This window comes from Chryseobacterium sp. GTID13, from assembly GCF_056172655.1.
This window is the reverse complement of sequence record NZ_JAOCMB010000007.1, coordinates 208,811-226,912: the sequence shown is the minus strand read 5'-3', so window position 1 is coordinate 226,912 and position 18,102 is coordinate 208,811. Positions and strand designations below refer to the sequence as shown.

The window sequence follows — 18,102 nt, the reverse complement described above, 5'->3', positions numbered from 1 at the left end:
AATGAACTCTCTTAGAAAATCATAAAATAATTTAAAAATGGAAAATCAATTTGATGTTATTATAATAGGTTCTGGTCCCGGCGGATATGTTTCCGCAATACGTTGCGGGCAACTAGGGTTAAAAACTGCCCTCATTGAAAAATACCCTACACTTGGAGGCACTTGCCTTAATGTTGGATGTATTCCTTCAAAAGCATTGCTTGATAGTACTGAACGTTATATAGAAATAAAAAATAAAGTATATGAACATGGAATTTCTGTAGAAAACCTACAAGTAGATTTAGCCAAAATGATGGAACGGAAAGCGGGGGTTATAGCCAAAATAAATGGAGGAATTAGGTTTTTGATGGAAAAGAATAAAGTAGAAGTCTTCCAGGGAGTAGGTTCTTTTATCAATAAAAATACAATCCTTGTACAGTCTGGGACTGAAGAAAAAAACTTACAACAAAAAATGTAATTATTGCGACGGGCTCAAAACCGATATCATTACCTAATATCATAATGGACAAACTGCGTATTATAAGCTCTACGGAAGCGTTGTCTCTTAAAGAAATTCCAAAAAAACTAATTATAGTTGGTGGTGGTGTAATAGGAATGGAAATGGGCTCTGTTTTTGCAAGATTGGGAACGAAAATTACGGTTCTTGAGTATACAGACAGCCTGATCTCTTCAATGGACAGAAAAATGGGAGCGGAATTACAAAAATCATTAAAAAAAATAGGCTTCGAATTTTTATTAAATCATAAAGTAACCGGAGCCACTAATCATGGAACACATGTAACGGTAAATGCAGAGTCTAATGACGGACAAACTATTACTATAGAAGGTGACTATTGCCTAATTGCAATTGGCAGAAAACCTTTCACAGATAATTTAGGTTTAGAAAAAATTCAAGTGAATGTTAATTCGAAGGGGCAAGTAGAAACTAATGAGAATCTAGAAACCAATATTTCAGGAATCTACGCTATAGGTGATGTTGTAAAAGGTGCAATGTTAGCTCATAAAGCTTCTGAAGAAGGAGTATTTGTTGCCGAGACCATCGCTGGGCAAAAACCTCATATCAATTATCATCTCATACCGAATATTGTCTATACCAATCCTGAAGTAGCAACTGTAGGTAAAACAGAAGAAGAGCTTAAACTATTGGGAAATTCTTATAAAGTAGGAGAATTTCCTTTTTCAGCTTCTGGACGAGCTATTGCAAATGGCAATACCACAGGGTTGATAAAAGTTTTAGTTGATGAAACTACCGATGAAATTATGGGTATTCATATAATTGGTGAAAGAGCCTCAGATATGATAGGTGAAGCTACCATTGCAATGGAATTCAGGGCAGCATCAGAAGATATTGTACGCATTTCTCACGGACATCCAACTTATTACGAGTGTATTCGTGAAGCATGTTTAGATGTACACAAAATTGCCATCCACATCTAATTCTTTGCCCGTAATACTTCTTTTAATTATGGGAGCTTGGCATGGTTGATGATTTGCTATATGAGGAATGTATTATCTTTTTCACAAAAAAATATAAAAAATAAAAACCAAATATTATTATGAAACATGAACATATTTACGATGAACAGGGTAATCAGCTTTGCTGTACTCCGCAAGAAGGGAAAATCTATAAAGATGCCGGAGCCAAGCACCTTGCTGAAGATGCTGGATGTTGCACTCCTAACAAGCATAAGCATGAAACACACAGGGATAGTGATGGCCATGATCATGAACACAATGATACCAATAAAACGATCTTTCAAATGTTTTTACCAGCAATAATCTCCTTTTTGTTATTATTGACAGGTATTGCTTTAGATAATTATATAAAGGTTGAATGGTTTACAGGATGGGTACGTATTGTTTGGTATGCAGCAGCTTATTTGCCTGTTGGAATACCGGTACTGAAAGAAGCCTTTGAAAGTATTAAAGGAGGAGATATATTTTCCGAATTTTTTCTTATGGGGATTGCCACAATAGGGGCATTTGTAATTGGAGAATATCCGGAAGGAGTAGCGGTAATGCTATTTTATGCTGTGGGAGAAGTGTTTCAGACATTAGCGGTATCAAGAGCTAAAAGTAACATCAAGGCCTTACTTGATCAGCGTCCCGATGAAGTCACTATCTTGGAAAACGACCAGCCTAAAACTATAAAAGCAGCCCAAGTTCAGGTTGATAGCGTTATTCAGCTGAAACCAGGAGAAAAACTTGCTTTGGATGGAGAATTACTCAGTGAAACAGCTTCTTTTAATACTGCTGCTTTGACAGGAGAAAGTAAACCCGATACTAAAAGTAAAGGTGAAACTGTTCTGGCAGGAATGATTAATATGAATAGTCTAGCATTAGTAAAAGTAAATACTGCTTATGAAGATAGCAAATTAAGTAAAATTTTAGAACTTGTACAAAACGCAACTGCTCAAAAAGCACCTACTGAATTGTTTATTAGGAAGTTTGCGAGAATATATACCCCAATTGTTGTTGGATTAGCTATTTTAATTTGTCTGCTTCCTTATTTCTTTGTTGATGATTATGTTTTTAAAGACTGGCTGTACCGAGCTTTGATTTTCCTTGTTATTTCATGCCCTTGCGCTTTGGTAATTTCTATTCCTTTGGGATATTTTGGAGGTATAGGAGCTGCAAGTAGAAATGGAATATTATTTAAAGGAAGTAATTTTTTAGATAAAATTGCGGTTATACAGAATGTAGTTATGGATAAAACCGGAACCATGACTGAAGGTGTCTTTAAAGTTCAGGAAGTTAACATCAAAACCGAATTTAATAAAGATGAGATCCTTCATATGGTTAACACTTTGGAAAGCAAAAGTACCCATCCAGTAGCTACAGCTATTCATCAGTATGTAGGGGAAATTGACAATTCAATCAATTTGGAAAATCCGGAAGAAATTGCTGGTCATGGTCTAAAAGCTACGATTAAAGGTAAAGAAATATTGGTGGGTAATTTTAAATTAATGGACAAATTTAATATTACATATGATGTGGATCCATCAAAAATTGTTTATACTGTGATTGCTATTGCATATGATAAAAATTTTGCAGGCTTTATAACTATTGCAGATAGCATTAAAGAAGATGCAAAAAAGACCGTTGAAAAACTTCATGATTTAAATGTAAAAGCTACAATGCTGAGTGGTGATAAAACGACCGTTGTAAAATATGTGGCAGAGCAGATTGGAATAGATAATGCTTTTGGAGATTTACTTCCTGAAGATAAGGTCAATAAAGTCAAAGAAATCAAGACTAGAAAAGAAAGCGTGGCATTTGTAGGGGACGGTGTGAACGATGCTCCTGTTGTGGCTTTAAGTGACGTAGGTATTGCAATGGGCGGACTCGGAAGTGATGCCACTATCGAAACTGCAGATGTTGTAATTCAAGATGACAGACCATCAAAAATTCCAATGGCTATCAATATTGGAAAGAAAACAAAAAGGATAGTATGGCAAAATATTATTCTTGCTTTTGTAGTAAAAGGAATTGTTTTAATACTTGGAGCGGGTGGTTTAGCAACGATGTGGGAAGCTGTATTTGCTGATGTAGGAGTTGCTTTATTGGCAATATTGAATGCAGTCAGAATTCAAAGAATGAAATTTTAACCTAAAGTGACTAAAAAAAGAAGAATAAAAAGGGCTTCTTTAAGAGAAATTATCAAAAAGAGGAATATGAATCTTGGAAAAAAAGGAAATACTCCTCTTTAGATATTTTTTTATATTAGTATTATGTGCTGTTTTAATACTTTTTATAGCTTATCAAATTCAGCATTACAATGCTATTGCTTTTAAAATTAAATAATGAAGTCATCTTGACTTTTTGAAAATAAAAAAGATCGAAGAAATTTATGTTGCAAAACATAAAAAAATCTTTAACCCCTTATTTATAAAGGGCTAAGGAAAAATACAATAGAAATAGTACCTTATCTGCCAACTCCCAAAAGAGGTTTTAAAAATACAAGCTCCTTTATATGAAGTCGTTAATTGTATTTTGTATAAGTTGAAAACGGGAATTCAATGGCATTTGTTGCTGATATTACATCTGTTTAGTGATAAGACGCTACATTATAAAACCATATTTGGTTATTACCGAAAATGGAGCAAAGTGAATGTATGGAAAACCTGTTGGATTGGTTTTCAGAGTCGAAGCAAACCAAAATTGACTTATCCTGTGGAGAACTTGGATGCCTAACTTTAAAGGATACTTTTGGGCCATTTCTCTTTATACAGCGACTTTTTATGTAGGTGCTTTTACTTTTTTTGAATTACTCATAAACATTCTCCTCCTCATCTTTACAAAAGGTGCAAGGGATGTAGTAAAAGTAACTACTTATATACAGAAAACTTAAGGTTCTTGCAAGGGAAACCTTTCTGTAGTAACATTGGGAATTACTGATTTACTGCCTTTTCTTTCAAGATTTATTATTAGATTTTGGAACTTGTACAATGAGTTTAGAAGTAAAATGCCGAATGAATAAAAGATAAATTAGTAATTAAGAAAACTCTTTTATATGCATTAACCTTATTTATTTTGACAGCATATTCCGTCAAGGGACAAATTATGGATAATACTTTACAAAAGTTAGTGGAGAATAAACTCATTGAAAAAAAACAAATCAAGGATTTTGAAGAAGTACTAAATCGAAATGAAACAAAATCAAATAGCACTTACTTACGTTCGCTTTATCAAATAGAATTTAAGAAGCTAACCGGGGCATTACTATTCAGAGTTAGGAATGCAGTTGAATTTTGGAAATGAAAAGCCAAAACCACCTGTACAGGCAAAAATAAATAAAGAGCTGCACCTGTACCTTTCCAGGCTCAGGAATTGCGGCTTAGTAACAGTCAAGCAATTTAATGATCAGTCAAAAAAAGATTGGGAACAATGATTATGTATATATTCTTCAGCTCTTACCTGACTTAGCAGATCAAAGTGCTTATGAAGGATGGTTAAGCTCTGATAAACTTAATAAGTATGGTGAAAAACTGTTGATAAATAATGTTATTTCTGAAAAATCATTTGAGAAACTTAAAAATGATGTTGATGCTGGGAAAATAACGTCACATTATCAGCTTGTCAACTACATCGCAAATTGATAAAGCAAAAATGCGAGTTTCTGAACAAGAAAATGAAAAAACTTTTAGTGTTTGCTGACGAAGAATGGTTGACAGAAGAATAAACTCACAACTTTTTGAGGCAAATTTTTATATTCTCCTTATGTTGCTTTTCAGGTTGGCTAGCCATTAATTTCAGTATTTTCTTATGGTTAAATTTCCTAGGGCTGAATGACGTTTTTTGAGTTTCACCTAGAACAGAAGGATGTCAATTAAAACAACTAATTTTATTTATAAAATTGTATCGAGGATTTTTAAATGATCTTTATGGTTTTGTTTAGTTAAAGATTTAGATTATAACCAAATTTTATATTTGACAGTCTGATCTTTACAGTTGTTTTAAAAGAAAAATGCCATTTCTTTGTGTAGCAACAAAAAAAATCTATATATTTGCACCAGTTAAAAACAAACGCTCTTAATCTTATTAAAAAAGTGACCTATTCGGTGACCTACAAAATAGGAGAACAGCATAAAGCTCATGGATAGGGCTTTTTCTGAAAAAGTACAAGTCCCGTCCGGATCGCAGAAGTTTTCTCAATTTCTTTTAAAAAATTGATCCGGTAGTTCAGCTGGTTAGAATGCCGCCCTGTCACGGCGGAGGTCGCGGGTTCGAGTCCCGTCCGGATCGCAAGATCTTAAAACCCCTTCAAATTTTTGAAGGGGTTTTTGTTTGTCTTTATTTACTTAGCCGAAGAAGGTAAGAAAGTCATTGTATACTTATGAAACAATATACTCCACAATAGCTTCGCAATGTATTTTCGTAGTGTCAAAAACAGGGATTTTAAAATCATTCTGGCTGATCAGCAGGGGAATTTCCGTACAGCCCAGGATAATACATTCTGCACCACGGCTCACAAGATCTTCTACAATGGAGATATAATTAATCTTGGTTTCAGGATTAATAAATCCTACTCCCAGTTCCTCCTTAACAGTATGCTGAATATAATCTCTTGTTTCCTGCTTTTCCGGAACGAGTACTTCAAGCCCGTACTCTTCAAGTTTACCTGTATAAAAATCCATTTCCATGGTGAACTTAGTCCCCAGCAGCCCGATCTTTTTTAAGCCGGCTTTACGGATTGCTTTTGCAGTTTCAGCTCCGATATGAATAATGGGCAGCTGTAAGGCGGCTTCAAGTTTATCTGCGAAGAGATGAGCCGTGTTTGCACACAGAACAATACGGTCTGCGCCACTGTTTTTAAGATGCTCACAGGCATTAAACAATAATTCATAAGAATGAACCCATCCTTTTGCCTGAATGTCGCCGAAATTCAGGGAATATATCATACATTCGGCAGCATTAAGCCCTCCCATCCGGGCATTGACTTCTTCATTGATGAATTTATAATAATCTAATGTAGATACCCAGCTTATACCGCCTACCAGTCCTATCTTTTTCATAAACTCTGTTATTTACTGTTGGGGCAAATCTAGAGAAAAGTTTTCAAGAAACAGAGATTAAATGTGTGCTGAAGCTTTTTTGCATCGAATGAGCTATTGACAGTTTAGATACGTTTAAATAACTCAAGCGTTCAAAACAATAAAAACAAAAATTACTGCCTTAAGACAGTAATAAGATCAGCAGTATGATGTTTCGATCGTTTGTGTGTTTTTTGGAAATTCTGGAATGCTGATCATAAGTGCTGCTTTAATTCGGTCGTTGTTGCTTATATTTCAGTCTGAATTAACCTTTGCAGGTTGAGTTATTTACGATAAAAACTTGATGATGAATCTATTAAACTTGACCGAATCATTTACATGCAGCCTCTTTATTTCATGGTTATTGATTACATTATTGAAGTAAAATCTGTAGGATGAAAGTAATGCAGGATTAAAACTGAATAAAATATATGTTTTTCATCTTCAGATTGTTAAATTTCTCTTTTTAATATAGAATTGATGGTTAATTTTAACAAAATTAGACCACTGTATTTTGATATCCGCTACACTTTTGTGTAGATTTGCTTATGAATCAGAAATACTACACTTTTGGGTAGTTATTATCGGTTTATAAAAATATATGGAAGAGATCAACAGGTTTTTTAATGACAAAAACGAGGTTCGCAGCGATGCGGAAATAGACCGCAGCCAGGCAGGAGAATATCTGGAGGCTGTAAAGGCGTTTTCCAGGCTTACCTATCAGAGCCTGTATGTCATAGATTATCAGACCAGGGCATTTGAATATGTCTCGGATAATCCATTATTTTTGTGTGGGAAATCGGCAGAAGAAGTAAAAGAAATGGGCTATGCTTTTTATTTTCAGAATGTAAAGCCTGAGGATGTGGAACTTTTAATTAAGATCAATGAAGCCGGTTTTGAGTTTTATGAAAAAATTCCTGTTGAGGAGCGTAAGCTTTATTCCATTTCTTACGATTTTCACCTTATGAACGGCAAAAAGAATATGGTATTGGTCAATCATAAACTTACACCGATGTTTCTTACGGAAAAAGGGCAGATCTGGAAATCGCTGTGCATCGTCTCCCTTTCCGGCAGTACTTCGGCTGGGAATATTGTAGTAAGCAAAGAAGGTTCCGATGAACTCTGGAAGTATGATCCCGAAGCAGACCAGTGGGAAAAAGGAGAGAAGATCAGGCTTTCCCAAAGAGAACACGAAATCCTCAGTCTGTATATGAGCGGGCATACCATTAATGAAATAGGAGAAAAATTATTTATCTCTGCCGATACTGTAAAATTTCACCGTAAAAAGCTCTTTGAAAAAATTGGAGTAAATAATATTGCAGAAGCTCTTGCCTATGCAAAAACCAATAAACTTCTGTAAACCAATATACTTTACTACCGTTTTTTTACGGTATTTTTTACAATGTCTTTGGGGTTTCAATTTTAGGTCTGATATTTGCACAAGATAGCCAAACTAAATAGCCTGTTTTATTTATGAAAAACATATCTGTGAAGAAATCATTTTTATATGCACTTTTTTGTGCTGCCATGCTTATTTCGTGTAAAAAAGAAATAGAAAAAATAAGCGATACTTTTAAAGATACGGTTTCATCGTCAGAAACTCCTGCTGTGGAAAAAGATTCCATAAAGAAAGATTCTGTTGTGAAAAAAGAATCTGTTCCGCCTGCCATGCAGGAAAACGGGTTCTATAATGCCCTTGTTCTTCCTAAAGATAAAAAACTCAGAGATTCCATATATGCGGAATTCAGTAAAAAATACAATGAGAAGGAACGATATGCTATTCTGGCATTGAACCGACTGGATTCTAAAAATAAATGGAATGCCGATACATTGGTAGTTCCCGCAAAGATAGATACAACCCTGATGGAATATTCACCTTTTCCAATGCAGCTGGACATATTGAGCGGAGTGAAGAAATTCGTGATTTTCTCTTATCCGATACAGGCATACGGAGTATACTCCAATGGAAGCCTGGTAAAATGGGGCCCGACAAGTATGGGGAAAAAGGCTGCGCAGACAACACGAGGACTTACTTTTGCCAACTGGAAAAAGAAACTTTCAATCTCAACGGTAAGCAGCGAGTGGAAGCTTCCTTACAATTTTAATATTCATAATGCAGGGGGATAGGATGGCATCAGTATGATCTTCCAGGTTATCCTGCATCGCACTCATGCCTGCGTCTGTTGATGAAAGATGCCCAGTGGCTGTATTCTTATGCTGATACCTGGATCCTGAACCCTGGAGGCGCTACTACCAAAGCAAAAGGAACTCCGGTAATGGTGTTCGGTGATTACAAATGGGGCGGCAGAAAGCCGTGGAGAAAACTTTTGGATGATCCTAATGCAAATAATATTTCAGTGGAAGAAATGACGAAGCTTCTGGAACCTCATATTGACAAAATGATCAAAGAACAGGACAACAGGGAAAAAGTATCCGATTCTATTAAAGCAGCTAAAGCTATGGAGCCTGTTCAGACTGAAAAACCAGCTGAAATTCCGGCTAATTAATTTTCTTTTCAAACTGTGAAGTAGATTCTTCGGCAAAGCGTCTAAGCTTGAGCATTTCTTCTTTGCCCTTGTGCTGCCCGAATCTGGCTGCCGCATAAGTAAGAAGGATAAAAAATAACATAACAAATGAAGCGTTGAGAGCCCATGGGAACTCGGCGCTTTTTATTTGCTTTTCTACATAATACATCGTGAAGAAAGTCATCCACAAAATGGAAAAGGAGAAATAAAGGAACATAAAGAAGGTCCACACCGCAGAGCTGGGACCGAATACTCCCCGTATAGCCGTTTCCCCGTCCTCTATTTCTATCCGTAAAGACAGTCTCGGTTTCCAGTAATTGTCGTATTTCGTTTCCACACATATGGTGGCCACTTCCTTATTGATATTTCCGGAAAATTCATCTTTATGGTCGGCGAGATATTTTTTCAGGTTTTCTGCATACTCTTCTTTGGTAAGATGGGTAAACATTTTGAATCTCGGCCGGGTTCTTATTTTATCAATGGTGCTTTCTTCTGTCTTCATATTTTATTCCTGATAGGGTATAGGGTCTTCCAGTACAAAACTAAAGGTCATTTCTTTATTTTTCCTCTGGACTACCATTGTGATTGTTCTTCCTTCGTCGGATTTCATCATTTCCATGATCTTTTCCATGGTCATATCGGCGGTCCGGTTTCCATTAATGGTTATAACGCGGTCATCTTTCTTCAGACCTGCTTTAAACGCCGGAGAATCTTTCCTTACGCCGGCTATTGAAAAGATAGGTTTTAAAGTGAATTTATACTGAAAATTATTGATCACGGAAATTTCAGTATTGGCTTCAGATAATTTTTTAGGTTCAATTTTTATCCGGTCTTCCTGCCATTCCAGTCCATCCTGCTGAAAATCCAGTCCGCTCATATTGAAATGAAAGGGATCATTAAAGTTCTTATTTTTTTTAAGATACAACTTTCCGGCCGGATAATCGAAAACTACAGAAAACCTGCGCATTATTTCTCCTCCCACAGATCCTTTCCTGTCCTTTACCAAGGTAACATGCTGAATAGAATACTCATCAGGCATTGCGGTGAGAGGCATTTCGAATTTAAAGTTTCCAAGATAAAAATTGTGAATACGGCTTCGTTTTCCGTAAATATCTCCGTTGAAACCGCGACCCAGATAATCATCAATATTCGGTCTGTTGTAGACAAAATCCTTAATGAGGGTAGGGAAGAGCCATATGGCATCGCTGTTACCAAGATCTATCAGCAGTTTTGAATCCTTCTTTTCATTCGTCATCTCAACGTCGGCAATGAGGTAAGGTTTGTCGTTTTCCACGCTCATAGGCAGCTCATCAAACTTCCGGATTTTCTTTTTGAAAATATCAGAATCTTCGTAGATAGTGATTTTTTAGAGGCATAATCTATCAAAATCGGATGATTCTTAAAAAAATGATATCCGATAACACCGTTCACAGGAATTCCTATATGGGATGAAATATTGAATTCTTCATCTATAACAATATACAGAAGCATAGAAGAATTGATGATATGATCACCTATTTTGGCAACATTACGGTCAGATTTAAAACCGTCAATGCTTACATTTCCTCCGAGGCCTGAAAATTTGATCTTTTCAATGTTCTGTAATTTGATCTCTTTATTGTCCAGACTGAAAAGAATGGTTTCCGCAACGCCGGTATCAAGCATAAAGGTAAGCTCGGCGCCATTTACATTGATGGGAATGAAAATAAGGTTGTTGATAAGTTTAAAAGGGATCACAGCTTTTTTAACGTTAACCAGCTCAAAAGAATTCTGTGCACCGATAAAAATGCTGAAGAATAAGGCCAGTAAAAAAAGCGTAAGTTTCATTTACTGAATTTACTGAAATAATCCTTATTATCCATAAAAAAAACATTCCAAAAACAGGAATGTTTGTATAAACTGCAATGAAGCAGCTGTATTAGTTGAAATTATTGTAAACGGATAGGGCTATTTTGCGAAGAAATCCATCAGATCCATATAGTTCTTCTGATTCACACCGTGTCCGCTCATATATTCTCTGAAAGTAAAATAACAGCTCAGATCATAAAGCAGATCTGCGGCTTTTCTTGCCCATTCCATTGGGATAACAGCATCATCGGTTCCGTGCGAAACAAAGAAACGGAGCCTTTCCAGTTTCTTTTTGTCTTTTACGATACCGTCCAGAAGTTTCTCCTCAGGATAGCTGCTGAGGCAGGCTACATAATTGAATAGCTCCGGATGTTTTAAGGCTAAGGCATAGCATAAAATTCCACCCTGGCTGAAACCGCACAGATGGACCTTACTTTCTGTAAGTCCGTAGTGGTTGATAATTTTTAATATATTCTCCAGCACACTGTCCAGTGATTCCTTAGCCTGGGAAATGTCGATGAAATTTTCAGGATTATTGAAATCAATGTCAAACCAGGAATAGCCTTCAAACTGAGTATCTCTGGGTGCTCTGAAACTTACGATAAGCCAGTCGGAGGGAAGGGTTTCCCTGAAGCTGAAAAGATCCTGCTCATTGCTTCCATAGCCATGAAGCATAAAAAGAACAGTGGTATTGGGAGTGATATGTTCCGGTTCTCTTACTATATAATCTAAATTCATACAGCAAATATAATTAATAAATCATATTATAAATTCAAAATACGAAAGGTCTGTTTTATGCCTGATTATCCAGAAGCAATGCCCGCTCAAAGATAGGCTGTTAGTGTTATTATGCTTTTTTGCTGATTTGATATTATTTGGAAAACTTTATTGGAAATTTTTCATAAAAGTTATTTTTATATTAATAAAAAACCTATATTTGAAACATTAAAAATCTATTTGGAGAAATGAAGCAATTTTACAAATCAAAAAGTTTACTTAGACTTTCTTTTTTATTCGTTTTATTATTTTCGGTAATTACTGTAGTTAATTCTTGTAAAAAGGATGACGATGAAGATGAATTCACAGATCACGTTGTTCAGTTTGAAGTGAAAACAACTACCGGAGGAGTGATCAGAGCTATCGTAACACAGGTAGGAACCACAAAAACCGATATTTTCGATCCTGTAGGAACTACATGGGCAAGCGGTGAATTTTTTGTAAATTCAAGCCAGGCACAATTAAACCTTGATGCTAAAGCAGATCTTCCGGATGCTACCTCTGAACTGGTAGTTAATCTTTGGATAGACGGCGAAATTGTAAGAACCAAAAAGATGGTGGGAGCAGGGCCGCTGGTCGCTTCTATTGATTACAGCTTCTTAGAATTATAGAATAACTTACTTATATATAAAAACCGCTTTTTAAAGGCGGTTTTTTATTTTTATGAATTGATTTTCTTTCTCGTTTAGAATTTTATCAGCATTTACTCATCGATCAGCTGATACTGTATAGCACGGTTAATAAGCTCCGTAGAGTTTCTCGCCTGAAATTTTTGTAATAAATTTTTACGATGGGTATCTACAGTAAGAGGACTGAGGAAAAGCTCTTCGGCAATCATAACACTTGTTTTCCCCTCCGCTACCATACGAAGGATCTGTTTCTCGCGTTTGGTGATCCTTGGCACGGGAAGATCGTTCTGTGAGGGTCTGCTGATAATTTGCTTTGTTTCTTCACAAAAAACAATATTCCCTGAGAGAGCTCCTTTAATACAAATTATCAGTTCCTCTATTGACGTATTTTTAAGGATATATCCGCTGGCTCCGTTTTGTATAGACTGCATAATAATGCTTCGTTCCGAGCGGTTGCTGAACATGATCACGGAAGTGTTGGGCGATATTTTTTTGATTTCCCGGCAAAGTTCTATTCCGTTGGCATCCGGCAGTGTGATATCCAGAAGAACTATATCTGTTTCATTGGACCGGAGAAAACCAATGAGGTCTGAACCGGATGTAAAAGTTTCCGAAACAGTAAGAAACGACTGGCTTTTCAGCATCATTTTTAATCCTTCAATGACGATGGGGTGGTCATCTACGATCACGATATTTATTTTATGAGACTGCATGGGTATTTAATTCAATATTAATAGTTGTTCCTTCGTCATCCGAATTGATCTCCATTTTGCCTTTCAGATAATCTACTCTGTTTCTGAGATTATGAAGGCCCATACTTTGAGATTTTCTGTAATCCTCTTCTTTGAATCCTTTTCCGTTATCTTCTACGGTGATCATGAAGTTTTCATCAGATTGTGAGCATTGCAGCAGTATATTGGTGGCTCCGGAATGTTTGACAGAGTTGGCCAGTAATTCCTGTGCAATTCTGTAAATATTAAGCTGTATGGATAAAGGAGTGCTTTTGCTAATGTTAATAGCCTGAAAGTCTACCTTAAGATCTTTTCGGATATAGAATTCGCACAGATCTTTGAGGGCGGTTTCCAGCCCGAAGCTCAACAGAGATTCCGGCATGAGGTTTCTGGCCACATGGCGCAGTTCGGTAACGGAATTGTCCAGTTGGTTTAAAATTTTGTAAAAATCTTTATGCCGGTCTGCTTCCAGGTGGGTTGAAGACCAGGTAGAAAAATTTATTTTAACTCCGGCAAGCATTCCGCCAAGGCCATCATGAAGATCTTTGGCAATGCGGGCTCTTTCTCTCTCTTCTCCTTCCAGAATAGCCTTTGTAAGCGCTAATTCTTCTCGCTGCTGGATTTCCTTTATTTCCTGCTGAAGATTTATTTCGCGCTGTTCCGAAATTTTTTGTTCTTTTTGAAATTTAAAAAACCTAAAATGATAAATCCGGCTGATAAAAGGGAAGCGAGTCCCAGAATCCACATATATTTGTTTTTTTTGCTGATTTCCAGCTTTTTCTGAACCAGTTCTTTATCCCTCTCGGATTTCCTGTATTTTGCTTCAAGAACAGCAATGTTTTTATGAATAGAAACCGTGTTGAGGCTGTCAAAAGAATTTATATACCGCTCAGCATAAAGGTTCGCTTTAGTGGTATCCTTTAGTGCGGAGTAGTTTTTGGAAAGTTCTTTTAAAACCTCTTGCTTGTTTTTTTGATAAGGAGTGCTGTCATAAACTTCTTTAAAAATCTTATTGGATTTGCTGTAGTCTTTCAGCTCGCTGTTAAGTTGTCCTTCAAACAGCTTTATTCTTTCTGCAATTACTGTATTTTTATATTTTTCGGCATTGCTTAATCCTTTGGCAAAAAGTTTTACCGCTTCCGGATAATTTTTTTGCTTCATATGATAATACCCTAAAGTACAGTAATAAAGTGAATAAAAATTGGATTCCGGATAATCTTTGATGATAGCATAGGTCTTTTCTAATTCTGCATTGGCCTGAGCCATTTTGTTTTCTCTCATCAGAGCATCTGCCTTAAACAAAATAACTTCTCCCTTAATCGCTTTGGACTGTGCCGTTTGTTTTTTCAGTTTATTGATAGAATTTTCAGCCAGATTCATGTATTCTATGGCTTTGGGATAGTCTTTTGAGTTATAGAATAAAATCCCCATACTTTTGTATAAAGCGCCTGTAAGCTCATAATCTTTTAGAGTCTTAGACAGTGGTATTGCTTTACTCGTAAGGATGTTCATAGACTCTACTTCCTTATTCTGAATGATCCTGAATAATGCTTTGTTCTGGAACATGATGATCCTTATTTTTTGGCTTCATTACTCTTATACTTTTTCAGAAGGGATTCTATGTTGGTGAAATCTTTTTCAAGAAGATTAACGGCATCGGGCTTTGTGTAGTTTATAATAGACTGATAATAAAGCCCTATATCTCTGTACACAGGGCTGTTGGAAGAATTTTCAAGTCCCTGTTTCAGATACTTCTGATAATTTTCAATATCCTGCTTGGTAAAATAGGTTGCGGCAATCTGATAGGACTTAATAGCTTTTATTGTATCAACAGTTTCATTGTTGGCAGCCATAACCAAACTGTCAAAATTATTATTCTTTTTCTCCAGAGAATAAAAATAGAGAGACTGAGCCTCAATATGGAGTATGCCGAAAAACAAAATTAATAATAAGAGTAACTGTTTTTTCATGTTTTTTGTGTAATCATGATTTTTATTATGAATATTTTATGAATGTATTAAAAAAAATAATATGCACCTGTAAGGTACTTCATTTTTTAAAGTAGCCATTTAAAGATGGGTGCAAAATACCTAAAAACAGGTAGATGTAAATACTGTTTTTTATGTATTGTCCTTTCCGGACGTACGGGATAGTTTTGTGATACACATCTGAATCAACTTTGAAGCGTGGAATGATTAAAATAAAACATTGAAAGGTTTGATGAAAAAATATAAATAAAACACATGTAAGAATTAGTTTATAAATTAAAATATGAGAATTATGAAAAAAATCGGTTTACACAGAACATTCAGAAATGCAGTTGCTTTTTTAATAACAGCGCTTCTCTTAGGTTTTGTATCTTCATGCAGCAAAGATGATGACGATGATGCAGGAACAGTTGTAGGTGGAGGCGCCAATTATAAAATAACTGTTACTTTGAACGGGGTAAATTCTACCGATGATTATGTTTCGGTAGTTGCTTCAGGAAGTGATCATCAAAACAGTACTTCCATCTGGAAAATTAACGGGACTATTCAAAACGGACAAACAGCTGTAGGATTAAACGACAATAGTTTTACAGGTTCTACCAAAACCTATGTTATTGAGACTAATACTCCTATTGCAGGTTTAGCAGCTTCAATCCAGGTGATCAACTATAATTCTTCCATTACAGGAACTTATAAAATAGAAAAAAACGGAACCGCAGTAGTTGATGAAGCTATTAATCTAACAACCAACGGGGCCGATTTCACAAAGCAGTATTCATTCAATTAAATGATTATTTATATACAAACAGTAAGACTTTATAATTTTATGTTTAACTCTCTTCAAAGATGAAGTAACTTTTCAGGTTATTTTGTATTAAAAAAGAGCGGCTTTGGAATCAAAGCCGCTCTTTCAAATAATATCATTAAAGATTTTTACTGTACCTTCACAATAAAGTAGCTTTTCTTACCCTTTTGAAGGAGCAAGAATTTGCCGTCGATAAGGTCGCCTTCATTGGCGGTGTAAGTATCATTTACTTTTTCTTTATTTACAGAAACTGCATTTCCTTTGATTTCTCTCTGAGCCTCACTTTTAGACTTTAAGAATCCTGATTTTTCAGAAAGAAGATCAATAATACTGATTCCAAGGACATCAGCCTTAGGAAGCTCTTTTTGAGGAACACCGTCGAAAACCTCCAGGAATGTTTCCTCGTCAAGACTTACCAGATCCTCAGCTGTAGAGCGTCCGAAAAGAATTTCTGAAGCTTTCACCGCTTTTTCGTACTCATCTTTTCCGTGTACCCATACTGTTACCTCTTCAGCTAACTTCTTCTGAAGTTTTCTTTCGTGGGGAGCTGTTTTGTGCTCTTCAATCAAAGCTTCAATTTCTTCTTTACCTAAGAATGTATAGAATTTAATGAATCTTTCGGCATCATCATCAGTAGCATTCAGCCAGAACTGGTAGAACTTGTATGGAGACGTTTTCTTTTTATCCAGCCAGTAATTTTCACCGCTTTCCGATTTCCCGAATTTAGAGCCGTCTGCTTTTGTGATCAAAGGAACCGTTAAAGCGAATGCTTCTCCCTGAGCTTTTCTGCGGATCAGTTCGGTACCGGTGGTAATATTTCCCCACTGGTCGGAACCACCCATTTGCAGCTTTACATTATTATTCTGATACAGATGAAGGAAATCATATCCCTGAATAAGCTGATACGTAAATTCTGTAAAGCTCATCCCGTCTGCTCCGCCATCTCCTGAAAATCTCTTTTTTACGGAGTCTTTCGCCATCATATAATTAACGGTGATATTTTTCCCTACATTTTTAGCAAAATCAAGGAAAGAGATATTCTTCATCCAGTCATAATTATTGACCAGTTCTGCTTTATTTGGACCATCAGCATCAAAATCCAGAAATCTTGAAAGCTGGTTCTTTAAACAGTCTACATAATGAAGAAGTGTGGCTTCATCCAGCAGGTTTCTTTCTGCAGATTTTCCCGAAGGATCTCCGATCATTCCTGTAGCACCTCCTACCAGAGCAACAGGCTTGTGCCCATGCTGCTGGAAATGCGCCAGAATTTTGATCTGGATAAGACTTCCGATATGTAAAGAATCAGCAGTCGGATCAAAACCAATATATGCAGTAGTTACCTCTTTATTCAGTTGTTCATCGGTTCCTGGCATCATATCGGCAAAAAGACCACGCCATTTCAGTTCTTCTATAAAGGAATTCATCTATAATTTTCTTTAAAATTTTAATGGGGCAAAGATAAGAAATTCATAAGTATAATAAGAACAGAGAAGTTCAGCTATTGGCTTTTTCACTTAAAAAAATTATATTTGTTAATAATGAACGACGAACAGCTATTCCTGCTTATTCAAAAGGCAAAAGAAAAGGACCAGAAGGCCCAGACCAAACTCATCAATATTTTTTGGGTGGATGTTTTTGCTTTTGTGATGAAAAAAGTGAAAGATGAAAATGATGCAGATGAAATCACGGTGAATGTTTTTTCAAAAGTGTTGTCGAAACTGGATATGTACGATCCGCATTTTCAGTTTAAAACCTGGGTGCTGACAATTGCGCAGAATACCGTGATTGATTTCTGGAGAAAAAGAAGCCGCGAGAACCAGGATCCTACTGAAAATCTTGATGAGGTTAAAAATCAGTTTGCAAAATCTCCGGAAGAGCTGATGATCTCCAATGAAGAGCAGAAAAAGATCATCAAAACCATTGAATCGCTGGACGCCAATTATCAGGACATCATCAGGTTAAGATTTTTTGAGGAAAAAAGCATCAAAGAAATTGCGGAAGAACTTGGGATTTCAGTTGCCAATACCAAGGTCAGGGTCATGCGTGCCAAAAAGGTTCTTGCGGAGCTTCTGAAGAATAATGAGTTTGATGATCATTAATAATTTATTTTAACCACCCCGTCAAAAATTCTACTGAATTTTAGCCACCCCTCCAAGGAAGGGGAATTTGGATCCGACTAATTTTTTGTCTTTATTGAGGAATGAAAAGTCTTCTTATTAAAGAGGAACAGTTTTCTTTATTATATTATCTGTTTCATCAATTTTGC

Annotated in this window: 18 protein-coding genes, 1 tRNA gene and 1 pseudogene; 10 read left to right on the top strand and 10 right to left on the bottom strand. The window is 36.1% G+C overall.

Translation table 11 applies throughout. The features are described 5' to 3' along the window. Positions 1–37: 37 nt before the first annotated feature. The 4 genes and pseudogenes from lpdA to N4G44_RS20180 all read left to right on the top strand — a co-directional run bounded on the left by lpdA (position 38) and on the right by N4G44_RS20180 (position 5,745). Positions 38–1,437 (top strand): annotated as a pseudogene (lpdA, locus tag N4G44_RS20195) (dihydrolipoyl dehydrogenase). Positions 1,438–1,556: 119 nt separating this feature from the next. Then, on the top strand, positions 1,557–3,608 hold the full coding sequence (locus N4G44_RS20190; protein ID WP_474929439.1) for a heavy metal translocating P-type ATPase: 2,052 nt from the start codon (positions 1,557–1,559) through the stop codon (positions 3,606–3,608). Positions 3,609–4,859: 1,251 nt separating this feature from the next. Further along, a complete protein-coding gene (locus tag N4G44_RS20185; RefSeq protein WP_474929437.1) occupies positions 4,860–5,099 on the top strand; it encodes a hypothetical protein in 240 nt (79 codons plus the stop codon). Between the two features lie 572 nt (positions 5,100–5,671). After that, positions 5,672–5,745, top strand: a tRNA-Asp gene (locus N4G44_RS20180). 89 nt (positions 5,746–5,834) lie between these two features. Here the strand turns inward: N4G44_RS20180 and N4G44_RS20175 are convergent. Then, a complete protein-coding gene (locus tag N4G44_RS20175; RefSeq protein ID WP_474929435.1) occupies positions 5,835–6,515 on the bottom strand; it encodes an aspartate/glutamate racemase family protein in 681 nt (226 codons plus the stop codon). 619 nt (positions 6,516–7,134) lie between these two features. Between N4G44_RS20175 and N4G44_RS20170 the strand changes: the two genes are divergently transcribed. The 3 genes from N4G44_RS20170 (at position 7,135) to N4G44_RS20160 (ending at position 9,040) form a co-directional block, all read left to right on the top strand. Then, complete coding sequence (locus N4G44_RS20170; protein ID WP_474929433.1) at positions 7,135–7,893, top strand: response regulator transcription factor; 759 nt, start codon at positions 7,135–7,137, stop codon at positions 7,891–7,893. Between the two features lie 113 nt (positions 7,894–8,006). Continuing rightward, complete coding sequence (locus N4G44_RS20165; RefSeq protein WP_474929430.1) at positions 8,007–8,660, top strand: hypothetical protein; 654 nt, start codon at positions 8,007–8,009, stop codon at positions 8,658–8,660. Continuing rightward, entirely contained in the window at positions 8,657–9,040 is a 384-nt protein-coding gene (locus tag N4G44_RS20160) for a L,D-transpeptidase (RefSeq protein ID WP_474930110.1), read from the top strand. The genes N4G44_RS20165 and N4G44_RS20160 overlap by 4 nt, the downstream gene beginning before the upstream one ends. Here N4G44_RS20160 and N4G44_RS20155 read toward each other — a convergent pair. From N4G44_RS20155 to N4G44_RS20140, 4 genes are all read right to left on the bottom strand, one after another. After that, a complete protein-coding gene (locus tag N4G44_RS20155) occupies positions 9,033–9,560 on the bottom strand; it encodes a hypothetical protein (RefSeq protein WP_474929427.1) in 528 nt (175 codons plus the stop codon). The genes N4G44_RS20160 and N4G44_RS20155 overlap by 8 nt on opposite strands. Positions 9,561–9,563: 3 nt before the next feature. Then, positions 9,564–10,358, bottom strand: a complete 795-nt coding sequence (locus tag N4G44_RS20150; RefSeq protein ID WP_474929425.1) for a PDZ domain-containing protein — start codon at positions 10,356–10,358, stop codon at positions 9,564–9,566. After that, the gene (locus N4G44_RS20145) at positions 10,355–10,885 is read right to left on the bottom strand and encodes a retropepsin-like aspartic protease (protein WP_474929422.1); all 531 of its coding nucleotides are present in this window, start codon (positions 10,883–10,885) and stop codon (positions 10,355–10,357) included. Before N4G44_RS20145 ends, N4G44_RS20150 begins: the two co-directional genes overlap by 4 nt. Positions 10,886–11,005: 120 nt before the next feature. Beyond that, on the bottom strand, positions 11,006–11,644 hold the full coding sequence (locus tag N4G44_RS20140; RefSeq protein WP_474929419.1) for an alpha/beta hydrolase: 639 nt from the start codon (positions 11,642–11,644) through the stop codon (positions 11,006–11,008). 227 nt (positions 11,645–11,871) lie between these two features. Here N4G44_RS20140 and N4G44_RS20135 point away from each other — a divergent pair, with 227 nt between their 5' ends. Next, positions 11,872–12,294 carry a hypothetical protein gene (locus tag N4G44_RS20135; RefSeq protein WP_048503257.1) on the top strand — a complete coding sequence of 141 codons (423 nt, stop codon included), beginning with the start codon at positions 11,872–11,874 and terminating at the stop codon, positions 12,292–12,294. A 92-nt stretch (positions 12,295–12,386) separates the two neighbouring features. Here N4G44_RS20135 and N4G44_RS20130 read toward each other — a convergent pair whose 3' ends face one another. The 4 genes from N4G44_RS20130 to N4G44_RS20115 are packed head-to-tail and all read right to left on the bottom strand — an operon-like array spanning position 12,387 to position 15,013. Then, positions 12,387–13,025: a response regulator gene (locus tag N4G44_RS20130; protein ID WP_474929417.1), complete on the bottom strand. Its 639-nt coding sequence runs from the start codon at positions 13,023–13,025 to the stop codon at positions 12,387–12,389. Further along, positions 13,012–13,788, bottom strand: a complete 777-nt coding sequence (locus N4G44_RS20125; protein WP_474929414.1) for a sensor histidine kinase — start codon at positions 13,786–13,788, stop codon at positions 13,012–13,014. The genes N4G44_RS20130 and N4G44_RS20125 overlap by 14 nt, the downstream gene beginning before the upstream one ends. Continuing rightward, complete coding sequence (locus N4G44_RS20120) at positions 13,689–14,609, bottom strand: tetratricopeptide repeat protein (protein ID WP_474929412.1); 921 nt, start codon at positions 14,607–14,609, stop codon at positions 13,689–13,691. The genes N4G44_RS20125 and N4G44_RS20120 overlap by 100 nt, the downstream gene beginning before the upstream one ends. An 8-nt stretch (positions 14,610–14,617) precedes the next feature. Further along, entirely contained in the window at positions 14,618–15,013 is a 396-nt protein-coding gene (locus tag N4G44_RS20115; RefSeq protein ID WP_474929410.1) for a hypothetical protein, read from the bottom strand. A 310-nt stretch (positions 15,014–15,323) separates the two neighbouring features. Here N4G44_RS20115 and N4G44_RS20110 point away from each other — a divergent pair, with 310 nt between their 5' ends. Then, a complete protein-coding gene (locus N4G44_RS20110; RefSeq protein ID WP_474929407.1) occupies positions 15,324–15,818 on the top strand; it encodes a hypothetical protein in 495 nt (164 codons plus the stop codon). 146 nt (positions 15,819–15,964) lie between these two features. On the opposite strand, the gene tyrS is transcribed toward N4G44_RS20110, so the two are convergent. Next, on the bottom strand, positions 15,965–17,260 hold the full coding sequence (tyrS, locus tag N4G44_RS20105; RefSeq protein ID WP_474929405.1) for a tyrosine--tRNA ligase: 1,296 nt from the start codon (positions 17,258–17,260) through the stop codon (positions 15,965–15,967). Between the two features lie 114 nt (positions 17,261–17,374). Between tyrS and N4G44_RS20100 the strand changes: the two genes are divergently transcribed. After that, positions 17,375–17,935 carry an RNA polymerase sigma factor gene (locus N4G44_RS20100; protein WP_073064790.1) on the top strand — a complete coding sequence of 187 codons (561 nt, stop codon included), beginning with the start codon at positions 17,375–17,377 and terminating at the stop codon, positions 17,933–17,935. Positions 17,936–18,102 lie beyond the last annotated feature (167 nt).

Bases quoted from the DNA above. Each gene is read 5' to 3' on its own strand.
- N4G44_RS20190 (WP_474929439.1), top strand. From the start codon at position 1,557: ATGAAACATGAACATATTTACGATGAACAGGGTAATCAGCTTTGCTGT.
- N4G44_RS20185 (WP_474929437.1), top strand. From the start codon at position 4,860: ATGATCAGTCAAAAAAAGATTGGGAACAATGATTATGTATATATTCTT.
- N4G44_RS20175 (WP_474929435.1), bottom strand. From the start codon at position 6,515: ATGAAAAAGATAGGACTGGTAGGCGGTATAAGCTGGGTATCTACATTA.
- N4G44_RS20170 (WP_474929433.1), top strand. From the start codon at position 7,135: ATGGAAGAGATCAACAGGTTTTTTAATGACAAAAACGAGGTTCGCAGC.
- N4G44_RS20165 (WP_474929430.1), top strand. From the start codon at position 8,007: ATGAAAAACATATCTGTGAAGAAATCATTTTTATATGCACTTTTTTGT.
- N4G44_RS20155 (WP_474929427.1), bottom strand. From the start codon at position 9,560: ATGAAGACAGAAGAAAGCACCATTGATAAAATAAGAACCCGGCCGAGA.
- N4G44_RS20150 (WP_474929425.1), bottom strand. From the start codon at position 10,358: ATGAGCGTGGAAAACGACAAACCTTACCTCATTGCCGACGTTGAGATG.
- N4G44_RS20145 (WP_474929422.1), bottom strand. From the start codon at position 10,885: ATGAAACTTACGCTTTTTTTACTGGCCTTATTCTTCAGCATTTTTATC.
- N4G44_RS20140 (WP_474929419.1), bottom strand. From the start codon at position 11,644: ATGAATTTAGATTATATAGTAAGAGAACCGGAACATATCACTCCCAAT.
- N4G44_RS20135 (WP_048503257.1), top strand. From the start codon at position 11,872: ATGAAGCAATTTTACAAATCAAAAAGTTTACTTAGACTTTCTTTTTTA.
- N4G44_RS20130 (WP_474929417.1), bottom strand. From the start codon at position 13,025: ATGCAGTCTCATAAAATAAATATCGTGATCGTAGATGACCACCCCATC.
- N4G44_RS20120 (WP_474929412.1), bottom strand. From the start codon at position 14,609: ATGTTCCAGAACAAAGCATTATTCAGGATCATTCAGAATAAGGAAGTA.
- N4G44_RS20115 (WP_474929410.1), bottom strand. From the start codon at position 15,013: ATGAAAAAACAGTTACTCTTATTATTAATTTTGTTTTTCGGCATACTC.
- N4G44_RS20110 (WP_474929407.1), top strand. From the start codon at position 15,324: ATGAAAAAAATCGGTTTACACAGAACATTCAGAAATGCAGTTGCTTTT.
- tyrS (WP_474929405.1), bottom strand. From the start codon at position 17,260: ATGAATTCCTTTATAGAAGAACTGAAATGGCGTGGTCTTTTTGCCGAT.
- N4G44_RS20100 (WP_073064790.1), top strand. From the start codon at position 17,375: ATGAACGACGAACAGCTATTCCTGCTTATTCAAAAGGCAAAAGAAAAG.